Origin of the sequence: Acinetobacter sp. V110_1, assembly GCF_031798975.1 — a bacterium.
In the GTDB taxonomy this organism is placed as follows: Bacteria; Pseudomonadota; Gammaproteobacteria; order Pseudomonadales; family Moraxellaceae; genus Acinetobacter; species Acinetobacter nosocomialis_A.
Window position 1 is genome coordinate 1,305,895 of the sequence record NZ_JAVQNN010000030.1, and the last position, 21,209, is coordinate 1,327,103.

Sequence of the window (21,209 nt, forward strand, 5' to 3'; positions counted from 1 at the left end):
CACTATGGCTGCATTACCCTCACTAAGACAGCTATCATATTTAGTTACGTTGTCGGAAACTTTGCATTTTACTGAAGCAGCACGCCGCTCTTTTGTTACCCAATCGACTTTATCGGGCGGTATTATGGAGCTGGAAAGGCTATTAGGTGGCGTTCTGGTTGAGCGTGACCGTCAGAATGTGCGCTTAACACCATTAGGTGAACAAGTCGTTGCTAGAGCCCGTGTATTGCTAGCAGATGCTCAGGATTTAATGCGTTTAAGCCGTGAAATGAGTGAACCATTAACTGGTGATCTTCATTTGGGTGTTATTCCAACCATTGCACCTTTTATCCTGACACGGTTACTTGATGAAGTGCATCAACAATTACCAAAGATTCAGTTGCATTTACATGAAGCTCAAAGTGAGAAAATTGTAGAGCGCTTAGAACACGGTAATTTGGACATGATCGTCCTTGCCCTACCTTTTGACACAAGAAGTCTAAAAGTAGCTGAAATTTCAAAAGAAAATTTATATCTTGTTTGTAGTAAGCAAGATACAAATGCACTTCAAGCAAACTCTCTCGATGACCTTGATTTGTCACGTCTTATTTTGCTTGAAGAAGGCCACTGTTTACGTGACCATGTATTAAGTGCTTGTCCAATTGGTGAACGTAAAAACGATAACCGCTTAAAAGCAAGTTCATTACCAACATTAGTCGAAATGGTTTCTTCTAATTTAGGTTTTACGCTTTTACCAGAAATCGCAATTGAAAATAGTATGATCAAGTTTAATGATCAGATTACTGCAAAACCAATTGAAGATGCACCAAGTCGTACTCTAGCGCTCGTTACACGTAAAAGTACGCCATTGCAAAGCGAGTTTGATGTACTGCTGCAAATCATGCAGAAAATTACAACAAATTTACATGAATAAAAAAAGGAGTCTTCGGACTCCTTTTTCTTTTACTGTGCCGTTAAAGACGCCCATTTAAACACCCAAGCCGATTTCAGATCCAAACTCTCATCTGAAATTATTTTTTCTCGAATAATTTGTGCAATCGCAAAATCATTGGCGGGGTCTACCATAACCCGTATTCCTTTTGTGGTTGGGCTAGTCACAATCTTATATCCTTTCGCCTGCAATTGAGACTGGATCATATTTGCTTTATTTTGATTAGGTGCCAATGCAACTTGTACCATCCATTTTTTTTCGCCATTTTCTAAAATTTCTTTAGCTACTGCTGCATCAAGCTGTTTCTTATTCTCAAGATTTTTCTTTTCTTCTATTTTTTTTAATTGAGTATCTTCAACTTTCTTTTGTGCTACCAGTTCATCTTGAGTAGGTTTTCTTTTCTGGACCGTTATTACCTTTGTTTGTGTTTCATTTTTCTTATTTTTTTCCTTTGAAGGTTGTATAAAGTAGGGATATATCATTTGATCATCATATTTATGAAATACAATAATATCTCCATAACACTTTTGATCTGCATACGCAGTCACTGGCATTACCCCTAAAAATATTCTAATAAATAAACTTTTAATAAAGCATTGCATATTATTCACTTACCAAAGTTAAGTATATTTAATGCAGCGTATTAAAGTAGATTTCACATAATTTGTATATTTTTAAAATTCAATGTTTTATGTAAAGAATCACATATTTTTAAAACATATTGCGGTGTTTCAAACTATTATCGTATATCCTGCAACCATTTAAGAATTCAGATTAAATTACTATGAATTTCAAACAATTAAAAAGCCGACATAATGCCGGCTTTTTAATATTAAGTTTTATTTAAATGTTTCTAATAATTCTCTTTGAGCATTATGTAGTTTTTCACCTTCAGCAGGTTGAGCACGGACCCAAGTACCATCACCTTGCAATAACCAAGCTTGCTGATTGTCTTGCAAATAATTAAGAAGACCTTGCTGATAAATTCGTTTTTTCAATGCAGGATCTTCAATTGGGAAGCATGCTTCAACACGATTAAATAGGTTACGATCCATCCAGTCTGCACTTGAACAGTAAATACGTGCATCACCATTATTACTAAAGTAATAAACACGTGTATGCTCAAGGAAGCGTCCTACGATTGAACGTACTCGAATATTTTCCGATAAATTTGGCAATCCCGGACGTAAGCAGCAAATAGAACGAATAATGAGATCTACCTGCACCCCTGCTTGAGAAGCTTCATACAATTTATTGATTAATTGAACTTCTGTTAAAGCATTCACTTTCACAATAATTTGGGCTTTACGACCAGCCTTTGCATTTGCAATTTCTTCATCAATAAAGTTGATGAGCTGAGCATGCAAAGTAAAAGGTGCATGGAGCAACTTTTTCAGTTTTGCCATTTTGCCCATACCTGTTAACTCTTGGAAGATACGATGTACGTCTTCACATAAGTCTTTATCGGTCGTCATAAGACCATAATCGGTATAAATACGAGCATTCATCGCATGGTAGTTACCTGTTCCTAAATGAACATAACGTACCAATTTATTATTTTCACGGCGTACGACCATAATCATTTTGGCATGGGTTTTATAACCCACGATACCGTAAACGACTACCGCCCCTGCTTCTTGAAGTACATTCGCCACTTCAATGTTTGATTCTTCATCAAAACGGGCACGTAATTCAATAACTGCCGTTACTTCTTTACCGTTACGTGCAGCTTCAGCCAAGACTTGTACAATTTCCGAATCAACACCACTACGGTAAAGCGTTTGTTTAATTGCAAGTACTTGTGGATCACGTGCTGCTTCGCGGAGTAACTGAATAACTGGCGCAAAAGATTCAAATGGATGATGAAGCAAAATATCCTGCTTTTGCATGGCAGAGAAAATACTCTCGGTCTTTTTAAACACTTTCGGTACGACTGGCGTATGCGAGTCATAACGCAAATGAGGACGTTTAAAGTTTGAAACCAAACGAGCCAAGTTTACAGGACCATCAACTTTATATAGTTGTTCTTCGTTTAAGTCGAATTCTTCAAGCAGATATTCATAAATATGTTGTGGACAGTTATGAGTTACTTCCAAACGAACTGCACGACCAAATCGGCGTGAACTTAATTCACCTTTTAAAGCTTTAGCTAAATCTTCAACGTCTTCATTGAGCGCCAAATCGGCATTACGAGTTACACGGAATTGATAACATCCAGTTGCAGTCATGCCGGGGAACAAATCTGATACATGTTCATGGATAATTGCAGATAGCATGACGTGATGTTCTTTACCACCTGTTAACTCATCTGGTAATCGTACAACACGTGGTAATGAACGCGGTGCTGGTACAACAGCTAAATCAATTTGACGACCAAATGCATCTTTACCTTCTAAAGTCACAATAAAGTTCAGACTTTTATTGACTAAACGTGGGAATGGGTGAGCTGGATCTAGACTAATTGGTGTTAAAACAGGTGCAACTTGTTCTTGAAAATATTTTTTAACCCAAGCCGATTGAGCTGGTGTTAATTCGCCACGACGCAAGAAGCAAATATCTTCTTCACGGAGTTTAGGTAAGATTTCTTCATTTAAAATGCGATATTGGCGTTCAATTGCCGCATGAGCAGTCTCAGAGATTTTTTGTAAGACCTGTCTTGGTGTTAAACCATCAGGACTTCGACTTTCATTGCCTAGAGCATATTGCTCCATAACTCCTGCCACACGAATTTCAAAAAACTCATCTAAATTACGCGAAAAAATGAGCAAGAAATTCATTCGCTCAAGTAATGGATGTAAAGGGTCGACTGCCTGTTCCAGTACACGCAAATGAAAGTCAAGAATAGACAATTCACGATTAATATAACGGTCGTTATAACTATATTCTGTTGGGGTCGTTGCTGTAATCGCTGTATTCATGTCTAACTTAATCTCTTTCCAACCAAAATCTCTGCAAAATAGTATGCTGCAAATTTATGTCAATTTGATAAAAACTAAAAAAATAACACATCTTTAAGACAGAGTTATTCAGGAATCTGGGTGCTATTCATATAACGTAAAATAACGCGTTTTCGATATTGTAGTTTATGATCATTACGGTGATCTTGATAATATTTTGGATCAGGCAATAACGCGGCTAAAAAAGCAGCTTGTTCACGCGTTAAGCTTTTAGCACTTTTACCATAATAATATTGAGAAGCTGCTTCAACACCATATAAATGTTTGCCAAATTCAACCGAGTTCATATAGACCTCAAGAATTCGGCGTTTTGACCACATGCGCTCCATCATCCATGTCGCTACTGTTTCTTGGCCTTTACGAATAAATGAACGCTTATTATATAAGAACAAATTCTTTGCAAGCTGTTGAGACACGGTAGAACCACCCGCAACAACTTCACCCTCTTCATTGTTACGCTCAAGGGCAAAACGAATACCTTGCCAATCAAAGCCATGATGATGAATAAATTTTGCATCTTCACCAGCTAAAATCGCATGTTTGAAATTATCGCTAATATCGTCATAGTCGAGCCATTCATGAATGATTGGTCGAGATGTATCTGACCAATAATCAATTCGCATAAACATGGTGGTATCAACTTCATGTGTACGCCACCAAACCAAACTTGAGAAGATCCAAAGCTGAATTAAGAGAATTGCCCCAATAAAAATTAACAACACGCGAACAATAAAAGCTTTCATGTTCGTCCTGATCTCCTGTATTCAACTTTTTTCATGTTAAGCTGTAAAGCATGTTCATATATAACAAAAGCATAGCATGACTCAATCTCAGCCTCCGCACATTAATCGTAAACTCAATGTACAAGCATGGTGGCTGACCGCCCTACTGATCTCAATCAATGTAGGTTTGTTCATCTGGCAAATTATATCTGGGGTCGACATTAGTGACCCAGCCATAAAAGATGCTCTTCACTGGGGAGCAGATTTTACACCACTTACTTTCTCTGGACAGCCAGAACGTTTATTTACCAGCATGTTTTTTCACTTTGGTATCATTCACCTTATGCTTAACATGTGGGCCTTATATATTTTCGGCAATGTCGCTGAAGCTTTATTTGGTCGTTTATATTTTATTGGTCTGTATTTGCTTGCTGGTCTGTTTGGCAGCCTTTTAAGTAGTTATATCAATATTCAAAATGGACATGAATTACTACAACATTTTGACCAAAGCTTGCTCCCTCATGTCAGTGCTGGTGCTTCGGGTGCCGTGATGGGACTAGGTGCAGCTTTAACTGTTATTTCTTTATTTCCACCCTTACCACATCAAGCCTACATACTTGATAAAAAAGCATTATTAATGATTATGGCGATTAACCTTATATTCGGTTTGGTTGCCACAGGTATTAATAATGCTGCACATGTTGGTGGCATGATTATGGGTGCATTACTCGCACTGATTTGGTATTTAAGCTATCGCACTCAATTTAGAAGCCTCCTAAAATTTTTAGGGTTGGTGGGAGGCCTTTTAATAACTGTCGGCTTCTATATTTACTGTAATCAGCTCAACTCACCATTACTTCCGCTTTGGCATGAGGTTTTAATTCAGAACCCAGAAATACTACCCTAACTTAAATCTGGTTTAGTTCCCGTAAACTTTGTAATGGCGGCAAATTACAAAGATATCCTAGTCGATAACGACCAATAAGAGCGCAAATGAGCATCATGGCAAGAGGTAAAATCAACCATATTTCAATATGCCACTGTAGAGCCATGTTCATTTTATAACTTGCTATTGCACTAATTACTTCGGCAAAACAGCAGGCAACAATGCCTGCTAATAGCCCTAAAAATCCAATTTCTAAACTGAGCATCTGCTTCATTTTATTTTTAGACAAACCAAATGAACGTAATAAAGCAACCTCTCGACGGCGCTCATCCATTAACAGGTTTAGACAAGCAATTAAAACGAGTATTCCAGAAAAGCCAACTAAAGCCGCAAGTACAGTCACGATTTTGACTAATACATTCATTAAACGCTTTACTTCATCCAAAATACGGTCAACATCAATAAAAACTGTATTTGAAAATTGCTGAATAATATTAATCATTTTAGGCTGATCTTGTTTAGGCACATAAAAGCTACCCAAGTAACTACCCGCATTCTCATCTAAAGTTTTTGGTGAAAAAATAAAGAAGAAATTTGGACTAAAACTTTCCCATTCAACACTTCTAAAATTCACAACTTTTGCCTGCAAAGTACCGTCTGGCATGCTAAAAGTCAGCTTATCCCCAATCTGAATACCTAGACTTTCAGCAGTTTTTGCCTCTACTGAAACTTGGCCTACAGCGTTGAACCCAGATTGACCTTTTGTAATGGCATTGTCATTTGGTAAAGCACTCGACTGAGTTAAATTTAATTCACGACGTAAAGCATTATTTTGCTTTATAGCTTCTTCTGAAAAAGGCACATCATTCTTGGCAAGTAAACGCCCACGAATGTTTGGGTATAACGGTGTACTTTGCCAACCATTTTGCTTTAACTGTTGCTCAAAAGCTTTTAAATCGAATGGAGGTAGGCCATAAACAAACTGGTTTGGTGTTCCCTCTGGTAATTGCTGTTGCCAACGCTCTAATAAATCTGTTCTTAATACACTTAACACGGTAATGAGGCTTAAACCCAAAGCCAGTGCTGTAATTTGTAAGGCACTTTGCGATGGTGAACGAATATAAAAAGACAAACGGGTTTTCATCTTTTTTAAAGCACGAAGCAATAGCCAGACAACGGTGTAAAGTAAAATGCAAAGTAGAATAATCGCTGTTAATACCCAAATGCTGAGCATTAAATTTTCACTTAAAACTAAGCTAAAAATAACAAGACTGGTAATACCAGCAAAGAACATAAAGAATAACGATTTTCGAGATTTTGCCTGCTCTCGAATGACCCGAATTGGAGGTGTATTTAACAACTCCCAAATGCTTGGCAAAATAAATCCGAGTAGCACAATCACACTCGTAAAAATGGCAATTGGTAAGGGGCCAATTAAAAAACCGACCGCGGAAAAACTTAACTCTAGTTGTGGTATCAGTTGTAACATAAGCTCAAGCAAGCCATAGCCCATCATTATTCCGAGTAGGCTACCGATCACAATCGAAATTGCACTGACTACACAAAGTAGCCCGATATAGGCCCATAAAATTTGGAATTTGCTGGCACCTAAACAACGTATTAAAGCAATATGATCTTGGTTTTGCTGAACATAACGCTGACTCGTTAACGCGATGGCAATGCCACATAATAAAATCGTTAAAATATTGGCAAGTTGTAAGAAGGTATCTAAGTTTTCTAACGAACGTAATAATCTACTATTTGATTCACTGGCATCGCGTAAGCGTAAACCTGCAGGTTCTTCCTGATCATTTACGGGTTTATGTTGCTGTTTAAATTGCTTACTAAAGTTCTGAACCTGTTCAGGTTGACCAGACATTAACAATCGATAATCGATTCTACTGCCAGTTTGTATTGCATGCGTTTTAGCAATATCGGCTTGATGAATAATAACGGTAGGCGAAAAACCAGAAAAACCTAACTCTTGATTTGAATCTCGTACAATGACACCACTAAAACGAAATTCGGCATCTGCAATAGATAACATATCGCCTAGTTTAACTTTAAGTAAATCGGCAGCCCTTTGACTTAACCACACTTGGCCTGGTTGAATACCCTGTGTACTAGGTGCAATCTCAAGCTTTCCTCTTAATGGGAACGTAGGTTCTATTGCTTTGACATTGACCATAACAAACTGGTCTTGAGTATGTGCCATAGAACTAAACATAGTCACATGAGTCTGCTTTAATCCAATCTGTTCCGCCCTTTTTTGCCATTTAGTGTCTAGAGGTTCATTATTCGAAAGAACTAAATCAGCTGCTAACATTTGTGATGCTTGTAGGCTAACCGCATTTTTAACCTGATCATTACTGAACTTGAGAGCTGTTGTTGCGCTAATGGCAAGTGAAAGCGCAATAATGAGTAAATATAACCCTCCGGTACGAAAGCTTTGTAGTAAAAGTGGTTTGAGAAGATTGCGCATAATTCAACCACCCTGTACCGTCTTTAGTCGACCATCATCTAACTCAACATGACGTTGACAAAGCGCTGCCAAGTTACGGTCATGTGTGACCAAAATAAGCGTTGTACCGAGCTCTTTATTTAAATCAAAAAGTAGAGTTTCAATTTCTTGAGCTGTTTGTCCATCGAGGTTTCCGGTCGGTTCATCGGCAAAAATGATTTGTGGTTCGGCAATGAGAGCCCGAGCAATTGCCACACGTTGCTGCTCTCCTCCAGATAAGACTTTAGGGGTTTGCTCTGCCTGTCGGCTTAAGCCTACTCGATGCAACCAATCTAAGGCTTTTTGTTCAGCAACTTTATAATCAAAATCTTTACGCAACCGAAGCGGTAACATTACATTTTCAAGTGCACTTAACTGCGGTAAAAGTTGGAAAGACTGAAATACAAAACCGATATGCTGCATTCGAATTTGAGCGCGCTGCTCTTCTGTTAACTCATGAACTGCCTGTCCACATAACCACACCTCACCTTCAGACGGCTGGTCTAAAGTCGCTAAAATACCCAATAATGTTGATTTACCTGAGCCAGAACGTCCCGTAATTGCTACCTGCTCCCCTTCATAAATTTCTAAATCAATATTTTTTAAAATCGTAAACTGATTTTGGTTAATCTGAATAGTTTGTGTAACTTGATGGGCAGCAATGATAGGTTGTGGCATGATGTGGACAGTCCTATATATTGAGTATTCGGGTCGAAACACAAATGTATAAATCTTATTTGTTTAGTTCTAAAAGTCTCTTACTCATCTCATTGAGCATGTTGCCTATGCTCGTCTCGGCCAAAACTATTTTAATTTTAGGAGATAGTATTAGTGCCGGTTATGGAATAGACCCCAAACAAGGTTGGGTACAATTACTACAAAAACGTTTAGACCAACAGTATCCCAAACAACATAAAGTGGTCAATGCAAGTATGAGTGGTGAAACCACAAGTGGGGCTTTGGCAAGATTACCTAAACTTTTACAAACTTATAAACCCGAGGTTGTTGTTATTGAGTTAGGTGGGAATGATGGCTTGCGTGGACAACCGCCACAAATGATTCAACAAAATCTGTCTCAGCTCGTCCAGTTAAGCCAAAAACAAAAAGCGCAGGTTATTCTTTTTGGTATGAAGATTCCGCCAAATTATGGGACTGCTTATAGCAAAGCTTTCGAAAACAACTATAAAACTGTAAGTCAAAAATATCAGGTGAAATTACTACCATTTTTCCTTGATGGAGTCGCTGGTCAAAAACAGCTTATGCAAAATGACTTGATTCATCCAAATGCTCAAGCACAATCGAAACTATTTAATTTAGCTTATCCATACATAAAAGGTGCCCTATAGGCACCTTTTAATTTTAAATCTTTTAAAACTAATCAGAAGTCAAAAAAAGTAACTTCACCAGTTTCTAATGAATATTCTGCACCAACAACAATCAATTCACCTTTTGCAATCAAACTTTCAAGCACACTTGAACCATGACGTAACTGATTTACCGAAGCAAAAACGTTTGAACGTACTGCATGGCACGATAATTTTTTCAAATCATTTTTTAAGTCAGTTTGCATTAAAATTTCAACAGATGGACGAACACGGTTCACAATCGACATCAAGTTAGACGATGGTGGTTGATCAGGGTTCATTAATGTATCAATAGTCGCTTGAATCGCGCCACAATGACTATGTCCTAATACAACTACAACTGGACAGTCATAGCGCTCTGCAGCGAACTCAACACTACCAACTTGTGAAGGTGCAACCACATTACCAGCAACGCGAATTACGAATAAGTCACCAAGACCTTGATCGAATACCATTTCTGCTGGTACACGAGAATCAGAACAGCCTAATACAATCGCAAACGGATTTTGATCCTTTGCCATTTCAGCACGTTCGTGATGCGATAAGGTTTTTGCAAGGGAAGTATTTCCATTTACAAATCGTTGATTACCGGCTTTCAGACGATCTAAAACTTCTTGCGCAGTAGGCATTTTATATTTCCATTGTTTTTTCAAGGTTGGAAATCATTTTAATGTGTCAAAATTTGAATGTCACTGACAAAAAATAAATCCTTTTTCATGAAAAATTTTAAAAATACTTCCTTTACTTAAATGTGAAACTTACTGTCCCTTCCCTACTGTTTAGTGAAAAAATAGACATACTTTAGTTCCTAGATTGACTATAATTTTCTTCATTCCAAACGTTTGGCAAATGACTCATTGGCAAAGTTTTTCAATAATTTTTCAAACTCGCTTAAGCTTCAAGGATGAAATCTATGATCAGGCTGTCTGCATCAATTAAAGCCTCTATGAAAAAAACTGCTACTGCACTGACATTAGCTTGTAGCTTATGGTCGGTTATGAGCATTTCTCAAGCACAGGCAATCGACAATATTGATGTAACGTATCAAACAGTCTTACAACAAGAACGTAGCTGGGCGGGCCTTCAAAGCAAAAAATTAAAAGTAGGTGATATCACTTGGTCATATAGTGAAGGTGGTTCGACCACAAAACCAACCTTATTACTTATTCATGGTTTAGGTGGCAGTCGTGACAATTGGAATCGCATGGCGCATTACTTAACTACGAATTACCACGTCATTATTCCAGACTTACCAGGTAGCGGCGAAACTATTGTTGCTCAAGACTTCGACTATTCGGTTCCGAACCTTGCTGAAAAATTACGCCGTTTTGTTGAAGCTGAAAACTTGAAAGGACCTATCCATATTGCTGGGCACTCACTTGGTGGTTCTATTGCCCTACTCTATGCTGGACAGTATCCATTTGAAACCAAAAGCCTATTTTTAGTTGATAGCGGCGGTATTTTCCGTTCTGCTAATACAATTTATCTAAAAGACCCAGCTTACTTAAAACAACTTTTGGTCTCTAAAAAAGGTGACTTTAATTATTTATTAAAACAAACCATGTTTAATCCTCCGTTTATTCCTAAAGAGTTCTTACAAGCTCAAGAAAAACTGATGATTAATCAGGCACCACAAACTCAAAAATTAGTCGACCAACTCATTGCACTCAATAAAGTCTATACTCCAGACTCATTTGCGGTACTCACCAAAACCATTGATGCACCCACACTCATTTTATGGGGCAAACAAGATAAGATTATTAATGTTGAAGTGGCGAGTGAACTAAAACGACTTTTAAAAAACGCACAGCCTCCAGTTATTTTAGAAAACGTAGGCCATATGCCAATATTGGAAGCTGAGCAATTAGTTATTCAACAATATGTACCGTTTTTACTAAAAGTAGAAACAGATCAGACGTCAAAAACGACCGCACCTTAAATAAAACTTCGGACTTGTGAGACCTTATGTCTACCCAACCAATCATAGAAAAACTTATTGAAGCTCATCTAGATTTTTTAGATGAGCAATTTGCTCAGACTCAGGTGATCCAACAAGAGTTTGAACAATTTTATCATTGGTTGAGTAGTCGACAATTACAGCACCTTTGGACCTTTGACCAGATTCAACAGCTCATTCAAAAGCAGATTTTAGATACACCTGCTTCTGATTTTTTGATTGAACAGATTGCCGAGCATATTCGCTTTGCACTCATTCATCCTGCAAATGACACAGCAACAGTTGGAGACGTTATTCCTGTTTTAACCATTGACCGCATTGCGCAATATGTTGCAAGTAAAGAAGAACACCGTAAAAAACTCATTAAAACAATTGTGAATAACCCTGCCTTTTCTGCACTGTTGACTCAATTGATTCAGCAAACAATGCATGATTATTTAGATGAATCTATGTCAAAACGCGTACCAGGTGTAGGCCGTTTTATGAAAATGGGTAAATCTGTATTAGAAACAGTCACCGATTCTAATCTCGACGATACCATTAACCATTATTTGCAAAAGAATATTTTAAAACTCAGTCAAATGAGTGAACGCGTTTTAAACCAACATTTTGACAATGATAAGCTCTACCATTTTCAGGCAAATGTTTGGCACAAAGTTAAAACTATGCCTCTTTCTGTTTTGAAAAATTATGTAGAAGTTCAAGATTTAACAAAAACAGTGGGCTTAGGACATGAGATTTGGGACCACATTCGTCAAACTGATTACCTGAAACAACAAGTACATGATGGTATTTATACTTGGTACGTCCGTAATCAGGAACGTAACTTCGACTTATTACTGCGTGACCTTAATATTGATGAAAGCCTAGTACAACGCGAACTCACTCAGTTACTTGTACCAGTATTACAGCAATTAGTGACAACAGGACATTTAAGACGCCGTGCTCGCGTGTATCTAGAGAAATTTTATTATTCTGAAAAAACATTAGATATTCTAAACAACAAAGGCACTTAAAGCGCCTTTGTTGTTTAACTATTTAAAACTTATAAATAATCCCTAAATTATAACGGCGTCCGTCTAAAACATAATTGTAAGTTGCTACATCAATATCTTTATCAAATAAGTTATAAATACCTGCTGCAACTTGGATTTTATCAGTCGGTTTATAGTTCATACCAATATCAACCAACCCATAAGCAGGTTTTCCTTCAGCCATTGAAGTTCGGCTTAAATATTCAGAAGTTTTACTACGGAAATTCAAACGGCTCCACATCCCCACCAAATCATTCATTTGCCAATCTAAAGTGGTATTAAACATGTGTTCCGGCATTTCATTTAAAGGTTGGCCTTTAAACTCTCCACTCTTTTGCTCTGTATCGGTATAGGTATAATTAGCATTCAACTTTAAGTCAGGTGAAATGAGCCAACCAAACGTCGCTTCAATCCCTCTCATACTGGCTTTATCTACATTTGTGCGTTGACTGATAAAATCAAATTTTGTACCTAACCAATCACAATTATAAGTACCTGCATCTCCTGAACAGGTTCTAACTTCTGTAATTTTATCCTTAAATTCGCTATTAAAAAGCGTTAGGCCAGCATTCAAGTTATCTAAATTATCCCAAGAAAATGACAGCTCATAGTTGGTACTTTTTTCTGGTTTTAGATTTGGATTACCAACAATTACCCCTGCCGAACGTCCTCCGCCTGTCGCTTGTCCCCATTCTGCTACTGTCGCTCTTAGCGCAGGTGTTTTATAGCCTGTTGATACACCGCCTTTAATGATCCAGTTATCATTTAAAGTCCACACACCGTAAACTTTAGGAGTGAAATGATCTCCAAATTTTTCGTCCTGATCCATACGCAGTGACATTGTTAAAGTAAAAGGATCAATAATATTCCATGCATCTTCTGCAAATAATGCCCAGCTATAACGATCTAAATTAGAAACAGGTTGTGACCCGCCCACTTTTAACTGGTTTCCTAAATCATCTAATTCTTCTTTTAAATAACTGCCCCCAACGCTCAGTGCATGATTTGCGAGTGTGATCTGGTTAAGCGTATTAAAAGTAGTATTCACCGCTTCCATATTTCTAGATGGGTTCTTGTTCTCTTCACGTTGAATATAAGAATGAGTTTTCACAGGACCAATGTCACCACGATGGGTCAAACTATATTCGGTACGATAATAATCCGTTATTGAATCCACTGGTGGATTACGTCCAGTTTGAATAGGCGAAACTGATTTTCCAACTGTAGCATTACGATTTTGAATAGAACGCTGATATTCAAGTTCAATGGTATGTTGGTCATTCGGAGTCAGACTTAAAGTGGCCCCACCTGCACGGATTTTTTGTTTGCTATAACCACCAATAATTTCATCTTCATCTCTTTGTGAAAATGTGCCGTTGGCTTTTAACCCAAGTAAATTCTTAATTAATGGCCCTGAAACATAAGTATTAGCTTGGTAAAGATTTCCAGATTTATTGTTTTCTTGGATGGTAGTATCCAACTTAACCGAGCTACTCCAAACATCTGCAACTTTTTTAGTAATAATATTAATTACACCACCCATCGCATCTGAACCGTAGAGTCCAGACATTGGGCCACGAATAACTTCAATACGTTCGATACTTTCGATTCCCGGTAACCAACCTTGTTCAATACCTGAATTATCACTATTTGGTCGTACAGAACGTGTGTTTACTTTCTTACCATCGACCATAATAACGGTATAGGCACTTCCCATTCCACGAATACTGATATCAGATGAACTTCCGCCCCCTGTAACCACGACACCAGGCACATCTTTAAGTGCATCAGTGACATCACGATATGCTTTTTTATTAATTTCATCTTGAGTTAAAACAGAAATAGAAGCGGCTGCTTTTTTTATATTTTGTTCAAAACCACTTGCTGTCACGACTATTTTTTTTAATTGTGCAACCTCACTATCTTTTTTATTTTTTCTGGAAGAATCAACTAAAATATTTTCACTTTCAGCGGCATAAGCCGCAGGAAACATTCCTGTAAGTACCGAAATTGATAGTACAGATTGGAAAATACGCTTAGTCATATCCTGCTCCAACAGATTAAATTATGAATAAATATTAAGTTTTACTTAAACAAATGTAACAAATTTAAATAATAAAATAAATAATATTGATAATTATTTTCAATTGATAAAAATAAAAAAACCTCAGGAAGAGGCTTTTTTATTTCACTTTTCAAATAATTTTATTATTTGAAGTAAGCGCCTTCTGCTTGCGTATGGTCTGTTTGGTCAACCACACGTTGAAGCTCAGGAATGTTTTCTTTCAAGGTTGTTTCTACGCCTTGTTTTAAAGTCACATCAATTGCAGAACAACCTTGGCAACCACCACCGAATTTCAATACAGCAGTTAAACCATGTTCTGGGTCATCTTGCACTTCTACCAAGCTACAATTACCGCCATGCCCTGCAAGACCTGGGTTAATTTCTGCTTGAAGAATGTAAGTAATACGTTCTTCAATTGAAGCATCTGGTCCTACGCGTGGCACTTTAGAGTTTGGTGCACGGAAGGTTAACTGACCACCAAAACGGTCTTTGTTGTAATCAATTACAGCGTCTAAAAGATATGGAATAGACGGTGCATCAATGTATGCAGGAAAATCAGGATAGTCCTGTTTATAATCCGTTGGTACCACTTCTTCTGGTGCGCTATATGCCATACAGCACTCTGCACGTGGTGTACCCGGATGTTCAACAAAAATTCGAACGCCAATTCCCGGAGTATTTTGCTTCGCCAATAATTCGTGCAAATACTCTTGTGCAGATGGTGTAATCAAAAGGTTCGGAATTTCTTCTGCAACAGCAGTGTTGGTGTTCTCAGTCGACATAACAATATTCCTCAAGCTGATGCCTTTATATTAACCGAAGATGAGGGGGATTTAAAAAAAATCAACTAAATTTGTCGGATTTATACACAACAGGGTTTCAAGTTGTATTTTTAATGGCATTATTGACCTTAGTATTGATCATTTTTTAAATATTTCTTATGTTGCATTTGCCGTTTAACCATACTATTACCCTTATTATTATTACGGTCGTCGTCTCTTTACTTGCTTTTAGCAATCAAAACGTTATGAACCGCCTGATCTTCTGGCCGCCTGCAATGCAACGTGGACAATTTGATCGTTTCATCACCCATGGTTTTATTCACGCAGATGGTATTCATCTACTTTTTAGCATGATTACCCTGTTCTTCTTTGGCAGTATTATTGAAAGTTTTTATCGCCAATATTTCTACGACATGGGCTTTGTGTTGTTCTATTTAGGCGGATTAATTTTTGCGATTTTACCAACCTATTTACAGCATAAAAATGATGCCAATTGGACAAGTCTAGGAGCTTCTGGTGCTGTATCTGCCGTTCTATTTGCTTATATTCTGTTTCAGCCGTGGAAGCTGATTTTTGTATTTTTTATTCCAGTACCAGCCATTATTTTTGCGGTTTTATATGTGGCTTATAGTATTTGGGCTGGTAAACGTGGCAATACTAATATTGACCATAGTGCCCATTTATGGGGTGCAGCTTACGGTGTAGTTGTAACGATTTTGATTGAACCAAGAGTGATTCCACATTTCTTGGATCAACTTACCCGCTTGCCGTTTTAAACTTAATATTTTTGAAAGGCCCAATATGGGCTTTTCTTTTTTCTCATTTATTTATCAGCATAAATTCTCAGACATTTTTCTGATTTTCTTTGATCAATTCCTTGTTTGGATAGCAAAAACCATCTGATTAAACTCAAGCACAATTCTTTTAATAATTCAGATGATACAATGAAGTACAAAGCTCTTTTATCTAGTCTTTCCATTGCTTTATTTAGCTTATCTTTAGCTGGCTGTAACGATAATAACTCACAAGAAACTGCAGCAAGTACACCAAAGCAGCCCAATATTTTATTCATTATGGCTGACGACTTAGGCTATTCAGATTTAGGAGCCTTTGGCGGTGAAATTCATACACCTAATATTGATAGTTTGGCACAAGAAGGCCGACTTTTAACGGACTATCATACTGCACCCACTTGTTCCCCTACTCGCTCGCAACTCATTTCAGGAACTGACCACCACCTAGCAGGTATAGGTGCTATGGCAGAGCTTACCCCTGACCATTTAAAAGGGCAGCCGGGTTATGAAGGTTATTTAAATGAACGCTCCTTATCAATTGCTCAGGTACTCAAAGACAACGGCTATCGGACTTATATAAGTGGTAAGTGGCATTTAGGGTTAACGCCTGAAACCAATGCACATGCCAAAGGTTTTGATCATTCATTTACTTTATTGCAAGGTTTAGACCATCACTTTAAACAAGCTCCAAGTGCCTTTAAACGGAACTCGACGTATACCGAAGATGGACAAATTATTCCTGTTTCAGCGTTACCTGATGACTTCTTCTCGACAAACTATTTTACCGACAAATTGCTGAGCTACTTAGAGTCAGGCAAAAATAGTGGCAAACCGTTCTTTGCTTATACTGCCTATACCGCACCTCACTGGCCTATACAGGCACCTGCTGAATACCGTGACAAATATCGTGGCGTTTATGATGTTGGCTATGATGCAATTCGTAAAGCACGTATAGCTCGCCAAAAACAGCTTGGAATTATTCCGGCAAACTTTGAGGCTGCAGAACCAATTGCGACTCAGAATGCACCACAAAAATATGGAAAATGGGATGAGTTAACAGCTGAGCAGAAAGCACTTGAAGCCCGTAAAATGGAAATCTATGCAGGTATGGTAGAAAATCTTGATGCCAACGTGGGTCGAATTATCCAATATCTAAAACAAAATAATCTTTATGAAAATACATTAATTTTCTTTGTTTCTGACAATGGTGCAGAAGGTTTTATTCGTGGTGGATATGGCAGTGAATCTGGTTTTGATAACTCTATAGCAAACGTTGGTACTCCTACTTCATACCACTATATTGGACCACGTTGGGCCGAAGTTAGTGCTGCCCCATTCCACTTATGGAAAGATACCGCTGGGGAAGGTGCAACCACAGCACCTGCCATTGTGAAGTTACCAAATCAGAAGAAAGCTGAGGAAACCAATCATAGCTTTGCATCTGTACTCGACGTTTTTCCAACATTATTAGATTATGCTCATATTCCAGTACCTCAAGGGCAATATAAAGGCCGAACCATTAATACACCGAGCGGTTATTCTTGGAAATCTGTACTTGAAAATAAATCACAAACCATCCGTCCAACAAATTTCAGCTTTGCCGATGAACTCCATGGCAGTAAATATGCCAAACAAGGCGAATGGAAAATTGCGCTTCAAGGTCGCCCTGAATTAGGCACCAGTACTTGGGAGCTCTATAACATTGCCACCGACCGTGGTGAAAATCACAATGTTGCACAGCTTTACCCAGCAAAAGTACAAGAGTTGCTCTCGGTTTATCAAAAATACACTGAACAAAATGGCGTACAGGAATATAACGCCAAATGAAATTGAAACTGGTTCTAAGCACTACAATCAGCCTGCTGTTCATCACAGGCTGTAGTAAGTCTGACACGAAAACAGTTTTACCAAAGCAAGCCAACCCATCGGCTGCTTTGGGTTCTATTGAACAGTGTAAAAGCTATACAGGCCTTCCTGCAGGTTGGCTTAAAAATACAACTGCCGGAATGGTATTCATACCAGATGGACATTTTAATTTTGGCTCTGAAAAAGCTTATCCTGATGAACTTAATTTTGGAAAGAAACAACGGGAAGTTAAAGGTTTCTGGATTGATCAAACTGAAGTTACTGTCGCTCAGTTCTCAAGTTTTGTAAAAGCCACTGGTTATATTACCGATGCTGAAAAACAAAAACAGGCCGCTGTTTTTTCTCCACACCCACATCATCCACAGCAATGGTGGCAACTTAAATCTGGATATACATGGAAAACACCAAACGGCAAGAATGGTGCACTTCCCAACTCTCATGAACCTGTACGCTACGTAACAAAAAATGATGCTGAGCATTATGCAGTTTGGCTAGGACGCGATTTACCCACAGAACTTGAATGGGAATACGCCGCTAAAGCGAACTCACAAACTGACACGCCTTTACACCAAGCACCTAACGATGAACATCAGCATCCCCAAGCAAATTACTGGCAAGGCACATTCCCTTTTGAAAATTTGAATCAAGACCATTTTACTGGTGTTGCTCCTGTCGGCTGCTTTAAGCCTAATGGCTTTAAGCTATTCGATATGATTGGAAATGTTTGGGAATGGACATCCTCTCCCTACCAAGGTGCGCATGATCAACATATGGGTAATTATTCTGATTTAAGACAAAAAGAAATGAGCAGTACCCAATATGTCATTAAAGGTGGCTCATTTTTGTGTGCTGAGAATTACTGTTCACGTTATCGAAATAGTAGCCGTTATCCTCAAGATTTTGATTTAGCAGCTACCCACGTCGGTTTTCGAACAATTTTACGTACACCTTAACTAGTTAAAACTATTTTGTAGTGTTGATATTTCTTAACCAAAAGTAGATCGAAAAACGATCTAATAATTTTTATAGTAGATAGTAAAAGGGAGAATGATAAAAAGTGAGAACAATATGAAAGCATTACTAGTTTGTGCAGCAGCAATTTTCACAATATCACTATCAGCCTGTGCGGTCCATACACCTGAAGGTAGTATTGTGATTGACCCAGATTCACCATATTACGGACATCCAGGAGACTTCTGTCCACCAGGACAAGCTAAGAAAGGTCGTTGCTAAAGGTTTAGGTAGACTGTAACGAATTGACCTTGCCCTTTGGCAAGATGACTTACAGCTCATGTGAAGGGTTTCACCCAAAATTAGATGGGGCGAAACTAGAAAATTATGGTGTAAAAAATCACCATATCCCCAAGATTTTTAAAAGACAATCTTACGTTGTCTTTCATCTAGTTTCACCCCAATTCTTTCTTATTCCGTTTGACTTGTCTTATCGTTTAATAAAAAAGTCTAGTTTTTACTCATCATCGTATCTTTTTTATTGATACATTTTGAACATTTTATCTTCAGTTTAGACCTGATGAATTTGCTCTATACAAAATAATCATTTATGTAACGTAAGTCCATAAAAATGTTCTAAAAATGTGAAAAAAAATGAGGTAAAAATGAGATCGAATTATCATAAAAATTCACTCAAACCACCTCTATCACATAAATAATTTAATTTTGATTTTGTCAGTTATTGCCACTCGTTTCTTTACGTTGGCATAGATAATGTATACAGCTGTATATTAATGATACCGTACAAGTGAGATATTTTATGTCCAGTCAGAGTCAAGTAGAAGGTCTACAATTTCCAATACACGCTTCAACAAAAAAGCAAAGTACTTCTCGCACAGGCCAAGAGATTTTGTCAGAAGCTTTATCTATTGTAGATAATAAAACTGCTCAACAGATTTTGACTGAAAAAAACTGGCGGAAAAATTATCCAACATACTTTAAATCGCTTGTTCAGCATGGACTTTCTAATAACAACAATCCAATCACCATTGCAAAACAAGGGTTACATAAGGCACATCATCTTTTTGATTTTTTTAGAGATGGCAAACATTACCTTTTAAAAGATGCTCTTCGCATTCCTGCGTCTGCACCTTTAAATACAGTAAAGTTTAAAGGCGAAAGTGAATCGGCACCGGAATGGTATGTTCCATATAAAGGTCAGAAACTCAGTGGACAAAGTCTTCTTGACCAAATTCAAAAATGGGAAAATGCAGGAATTATTGAACCAAGTCATGCAAACGCATTACGTGAAGCTATCGCACATCCTGAATGGTTTGATTTATCAGACCGTACTATGGTGTTGTTTGGTGCAGCATCGGAAGCGGGTCCCTTACCTTGGCTGGCAAAATGGAAAGCTAATATTATTGCAATAGACTTACCAAATTCACGAGTGTGGGGCAAAATCTTAAATACGATTAAAAATGGAAATGCAACGCTTATTGCACCTACGATTGAATCAGTTGACTCATCAGCAAAAGCCTCAGAGTTAAGAGATAAATTAGGTGCCAATTTACTGACTCAACTTCCAGAAATTGCACAGTGGTTAGTTCAATTTCCACAAAAGTTAGATTTAGCTGCTATTGCGTATTTAGACGGTGAAAAACATGTCCGTGTTTCAATGGCAATGGATAGCATTATGCAATATGTGAGTGAACATAAATCAGATACCAGCTTAATGTTCATGTGTACTCCAACCGATGTTTACGCAGTACCTCAAGAAGTTGCAGAAGCAGCTCAAGAGAAATTTAAATCGCGTTCACAACTACAGAAAATGGCTGCTAAAGGCGTTTCTGCTCTTTCACTTAAACGTTTTTTCCAAGCGCCTTATCAAGATTTGGTTACCAGCGAAAATGGTAAAACTTATGGTATTGCAGACTGTTTAGTGGTTGAACAAGGGCCAAACTATGCTTTGGCAAAACGTATTCAACAATGGCGTGCAACACTTGCCCGTCATCAAGGCCAACGTGTAAGTATTAATATTGCCCCTTCTACCACAACTCACTCGGTGACCAAAAACCCACTACTTAAAGCAGCATTTAATGGTGCCGAACTTTTTGACGTTGAAGCATTCAGCCCTGAAACGACCAATGCGATTATGGCAGCGCTATGGATTCATGACTTAAGAAGTGAGTCCTGTGTAGCAAACCCAGAAACTGTACTTGATCATCCGCTTGAACTCATGATGGAAGGAGCAAATCATGGTGGACTATGGCGTGTGGCTTATTTAGCCCGTACTGCCCTTCCTTTTGCTGCAATTTATGGTTTTGCAACCGAAAAACTTCCATTTAGGAAATCTTCTAAAAAATAATGAAATTAAAAGCCCAATTTTAGAATTGGGCT

At 37.9% G+C, this 21,209-nt stretch carries 18 protein-coding genes; 10 read left to right on the forward strand and 8 right to left on the reverse strand.

From position 1 onward, the window contains the following. Window positions 1-4 precede the first annotated feature (4 nt). Window positions 5-913: a LysR family transcriptional regulator OxyR gene (oxyR, locus tag RMA95_RS16990; RefSeq protein ID WP_002054474.1), complete on the forward strand. Its 909-nt coding sequence runs from the start codon at window positions 5-7 to the stop codon at window positions 911-913. A 29-nt stretch (window positions 914-942) separates the two neighbouring features. Here oxyR and RMA95_RS16995 read toward each other — a convergent pair whose 3' ends face one another. The 3 genes from RMA95_RS16995 to mtgA form a co-directional block, all read right to left on the reverse strand. Then, entirely contained in the window at window positions 943-1,533 is a 591-nt protein-coding gene (locus tag RMA95_RS16995) for an SPOR domain-containing protein (protein ID WP_311072104.1), read from the reverse strand. A 237-nt stretch (window positions 1,534-1,770) separates the two neighbouring features. Further along, window positions 1,771-3,849 carry a polyphosphate kinase 1 gene (gene ppk1, locus RMA95_RS17000; protein ID WP_263613161.1) on the reverse strand — a complete coding sequence of 693 codons (2,079 nt, stop codon included), beginning with the start codon at window positions 3,847-3,849 and terminating at the stop codon, window positions 1,771-1,773. Window positions 3,850-3,953: 104 nt separating this feature from the next. Next, window positions 3,954-4,631 (reverse strand): monofunctional biosynthetic peptidoglycan transglycosylase, encoded by a 678-nt coding sequence (mtgA, locus tag RMA95_RS17005; RefSeq protein WP_263613160.1) that lies wholly within the window; start codon window positions 4,629-4,631, stop codon window positions 3,954-3,956. Between the two features lie 76 nt (window positions 4,632-4,707). Here mtgA and RMA95_RS17010 point away from each other — a divergent pair, with 76 nt between their 5' ends. Continuing rightward, entirely contained in the window at window positions 4,708-5,517 is an 810-nt protein-coding gene (locus RMA95_RS17010) for a rhomboid family intramembrane serine protease (RefSeq protein WP_311072107.1), read from the forward strand. Between the two features lies 1 nt (window position 5,518). Here the strand turns inward: RMA95_RS17010 and RMA95_RS17015 are convergent, their stop codons facing one another. After that, complete coding sequence (locus tag RMA95_RS17015) at window positions 5,519-7,978, reverse strand: FtsX-like permease family protein (RefSeq protein WP_311072108.1); 2,460 nt, start codon at window positions 7,976-7,978, stop codon at window positions 5,519-5,521. A gap of 3 nt (window positions 7,979-7,981) precedes the next feature. Then, window positions 7,982-8,674 carry an ABC transporter ATP-binding protein gene (locus RMA95_RS17020; protein WP_263613157.1) on the reverse strand — a complete coding sequence of 231 codons (693 nt, stop codon included), beginning with the start codon at window positions 8,672-8,674 and terminating at the stop codon, window positions 7,982-7,984. A 44-nt stretch (window positions 8,675-8,718) separates the two neighbouring features. On the opposite strand from RMA95_RS17020, the gene RMA95_RS17025 reads away from it, so the two are divergent. Further along, complete coding sequence (locus RMA95_RS17025) at window positions 8,719-9,342, forward strand: arylesterase (protein ID WP_311072111.1); 624 nt, start codon at window positions 8,719-8,721, stop codon at window positions 9,340-9,342. A 32-nt stretch (window positions 9,343-9,374) separates the two neighbouring features. On the opposite strand, the gene RMA95_RS17030 is transcribed toward RMA95_RS17025, so the two are convergent. Then, a complete protein-coding gene (locus RMA95_RS17030) occupies window positions 9,375-9,989 on the reverse strand; it encodes a carbonic anhydrase (RefSeq protein ID WP_003653067.1) in 615 nt (204 codons plus the stop codon). 284 nt (window positions 9,990-10,273) lie between these two features. Here RMA95_RS17030 and RMA95_RS17035 point away from each other — a divergent pair, with 284 nt between their 5' ends. After that, window positions 10,274-11,299 carry an alpha/beta hydrolase gene (locus RMA95_RS17035; RefSeq protein WP_311072114.1) on the forward strand — a complete coding sequence of 342 codons (1,026 nt, stop codon included), beginning with the start codon at window positions 10,274-10,276 and terminating at the stop codon, window positions 11,297-11,299. Between the two features lie 26 nt (window positions 11,300-11,325). Continuing rightward, window positions 11,326-12,333, forward strand: coding sequence for a hypothetical protein (locus RMA95_RS17040; RefSeq protein WP_311072115.1), 1,008 nt, complete (start codon window positions 11,326-11,328; stop codon window positions 12,331-12,333). A gap of 22 nt (window positions 12,334-12,355) precedes the next feature. Here the strand turns inward: RMA95_RS17040 and RMA95_RS17045 are convergent, their stop codons facing one another. Beyond that, complete coding sequence (locus tag RMA95_RS17045) at window positions 12,356-14,395, reverse strand: ligand-gated channel protein (protein ID WP_311072118.1); 2,040 nt, start codon at window positions 14,393-14,395, stop codon at window positions 12,356-12,358. Window positions 14,396-14,559: 164 nt separating this feature from the next. Then, window positions 14,560-15,198, reverse strand: coding sequence for a Fe-S biogenesis protein NfuA (gene nfuA / locus RMA95_RS17050; RefSeq protein ID WP_004703125.1), 639 nt, complete (start codon window positions 15,196-15,198; stop codon window positions 14,560-14,562). 158 nt (window positions 15,199-15,356) lie between these two features. Between nfuA and RMA95_RS17055 the strand changes: the two genes are divergently transcribed. The 5 genes from RMA95_RS17055 (at window position 15,357) to RMA95_RS17075 (ending at window position 21,177) form a co-directional block, all read left to right on the forward strand. Beyond that, window positions 15,357-15,974, forward strand: coding sequence for a rhomboid family intramembrane serine protease (locus tag RMA95_RS17055; RefSeq protein ID WP_311072121.1), 618 nt, complete (start codon window positions 15,357-15,359; stop codon window positions 15,972-15,974). Window positions 15,975-16,142: 168 nt separating this feature from the next. Next, entirely contained in the window at window positions 16,143-17,819 is a 1,677-nt protein-coding gene (locus RMA95_RS17060; protein WP_311072123.1) for an arylsulfatase, read from the forward strand. Further along, window positions 17,816-18,811, forward strand: a complete 996-nt coding sequence (locus tag RMA95_RS17065) for a formylglycine-generating enzyme family protein (RefSeq protein ID WP_311072124.1) — start codon at window positions 17,816-17,818, stop codon at window positions 18,809-18,811. Before RMA95_RS17060 ends, RMA95_RS17065 begins: the two co-directional genes overlap by 4 nt. Window positions 18,812-18,926: 115 nt before the next feature. Beyond that, a complete protein-coding gene (locus RMA95_RS17070) occupies window positions 18,927-19,091 on the forward strand; it encodes a hypothetical protein (RefSeq protein ID WP_311072126.1) in 165 nt (54 codons plus the stop codon). Between the two features lie 538 nt (window positions 19,092-19,629). Then, window positions 19,630-21,177, forward strand: a complete 1,548-nt coding sequence (locus RMA95_RS17075; protein WP_311072128.1) for a hypothetical protein — start codon at window positions 19,630-19,632, stop codon at window positions 21,175-21,177. Window positions 21,178-21,209: the final 32 nt, after the last annotated feature.

Coding starts and splice junctions, on each gene's coding strand:
- oxyR (WP_002054474.1), top strand. CDS start 5: ATGGCTGCATTACCCTCACTAAGACAGCTATCATATTTAGTTACGTTG.
- RMA95_RS16995 (WP_311072104.1), bottom strand. CDS start 1,533: ATGCAATGCTTTATTAAAAGTTTATTTATTAGAATATTTTTAGGGGTA.
- ppk1 (WP_263613161.1), bottom strand. CDS start 3,849: ATGAATACAGCGATTACAGCAACGACCCCAACAGAATATAGTTATAAC.
- mtgA (WP_263613160.1), bottom strand. CDS start 4,631: ATGAAAGCTTTTATTGTTCGCGTGTTGTTAATTTTTATTGGGGCAATT.
- RMA95_RS17010 (WP_311072107.1), top strand. CDS start 4,708: ATGACTCAATCTCAGCCTCCGCACATTAATCGTAAACTCAATGTACAA.
- RMA95_RS17015 (WP_311072108.1), bottom strand. CDS start 7,978: ATGCGCAATCTTCTCAAACCACTTTTACTACAAAGCTTTCGTACCGGA.
- RMA95_RS17020 (WP_263613157.1), bottom strand. CDS start 8,674: ATGCCACAACCTATCATTGCTGCCCATCAAGTTACACAAACTATTCAG.
- RMA95_RS17025 (WP_311072111.1), top strand. CDS start 8,719: ATGTATAAATCTTATTTGTTTAGTTCTAAAAGTCTCTTACTCATCTCA.
- RMA95_RS17030 (WP_003653067.1), bottom strand. CDS start 9,989: ATGCCTACTGCGCAAGAAGTTTTAGATCGTCTGAAAGCCGGTAATCAA.
- RMA95_RS17035 (WP_311072114.1), top strand. CDS start 10,274: ATGATCAGGCTGTCTGCATCAATTAAAGCCTCTATGAAAAAAACTGCT.
- RMA95_RS17040 (WP_311072115.1), top strand. CDS start 11,326: ATGTCTACCCAACCAATCATAGAAAAACTTATTGAAGCTCATCTAGAT.
- RMA95_RS17045 (WP_311072118.1), bottom strand. CDS start 14,395: ATGACTAAGCGTATTTTCCAATCTGTACTATCAATTTCGGTACTTACA.
- nfuA (WP_004703125.1), bottom strand. CDS start 15,198: ATGTCGACTGAGAACACCAACACTGCTGTTGCAGAAGAAATTCCGAAC.
- RMA95_RS17055 (WP_311072121.1), top strand. CDS start 15,357: ATGTTGCATTTGCCGTTTAACCATACTATTACCCTTATTATTATTACG.
- RMA95_RS17060 (WP_311072123.1), top strand. CDS start 16,143: ATGAAGTACAAAGCTCTTTTATCTAGTCTTTCCATTGCTTTATTTAGC.
- RMA95_RS17065 (WP_311072124.1), top strand. CDS start 17,816: ATGAAATTGAAACTGGTTCTAAGCACTACAATCAGCCTGCTGTTCATC.
- RMA95_RS17070 (WP_311072126.1), top strand. CDS start 18,927: ATGAAAGCATTACTAGTTTGTGCAGCAGCAATTTTCACAATATCACTA.
- RMA95_RS17075 (WP_311072128.1), top strand. CDS start 19,630: ATGTCCAGTCAGAGTCAAGTAGAAGGTCTACAATTTCCAATACACGCT.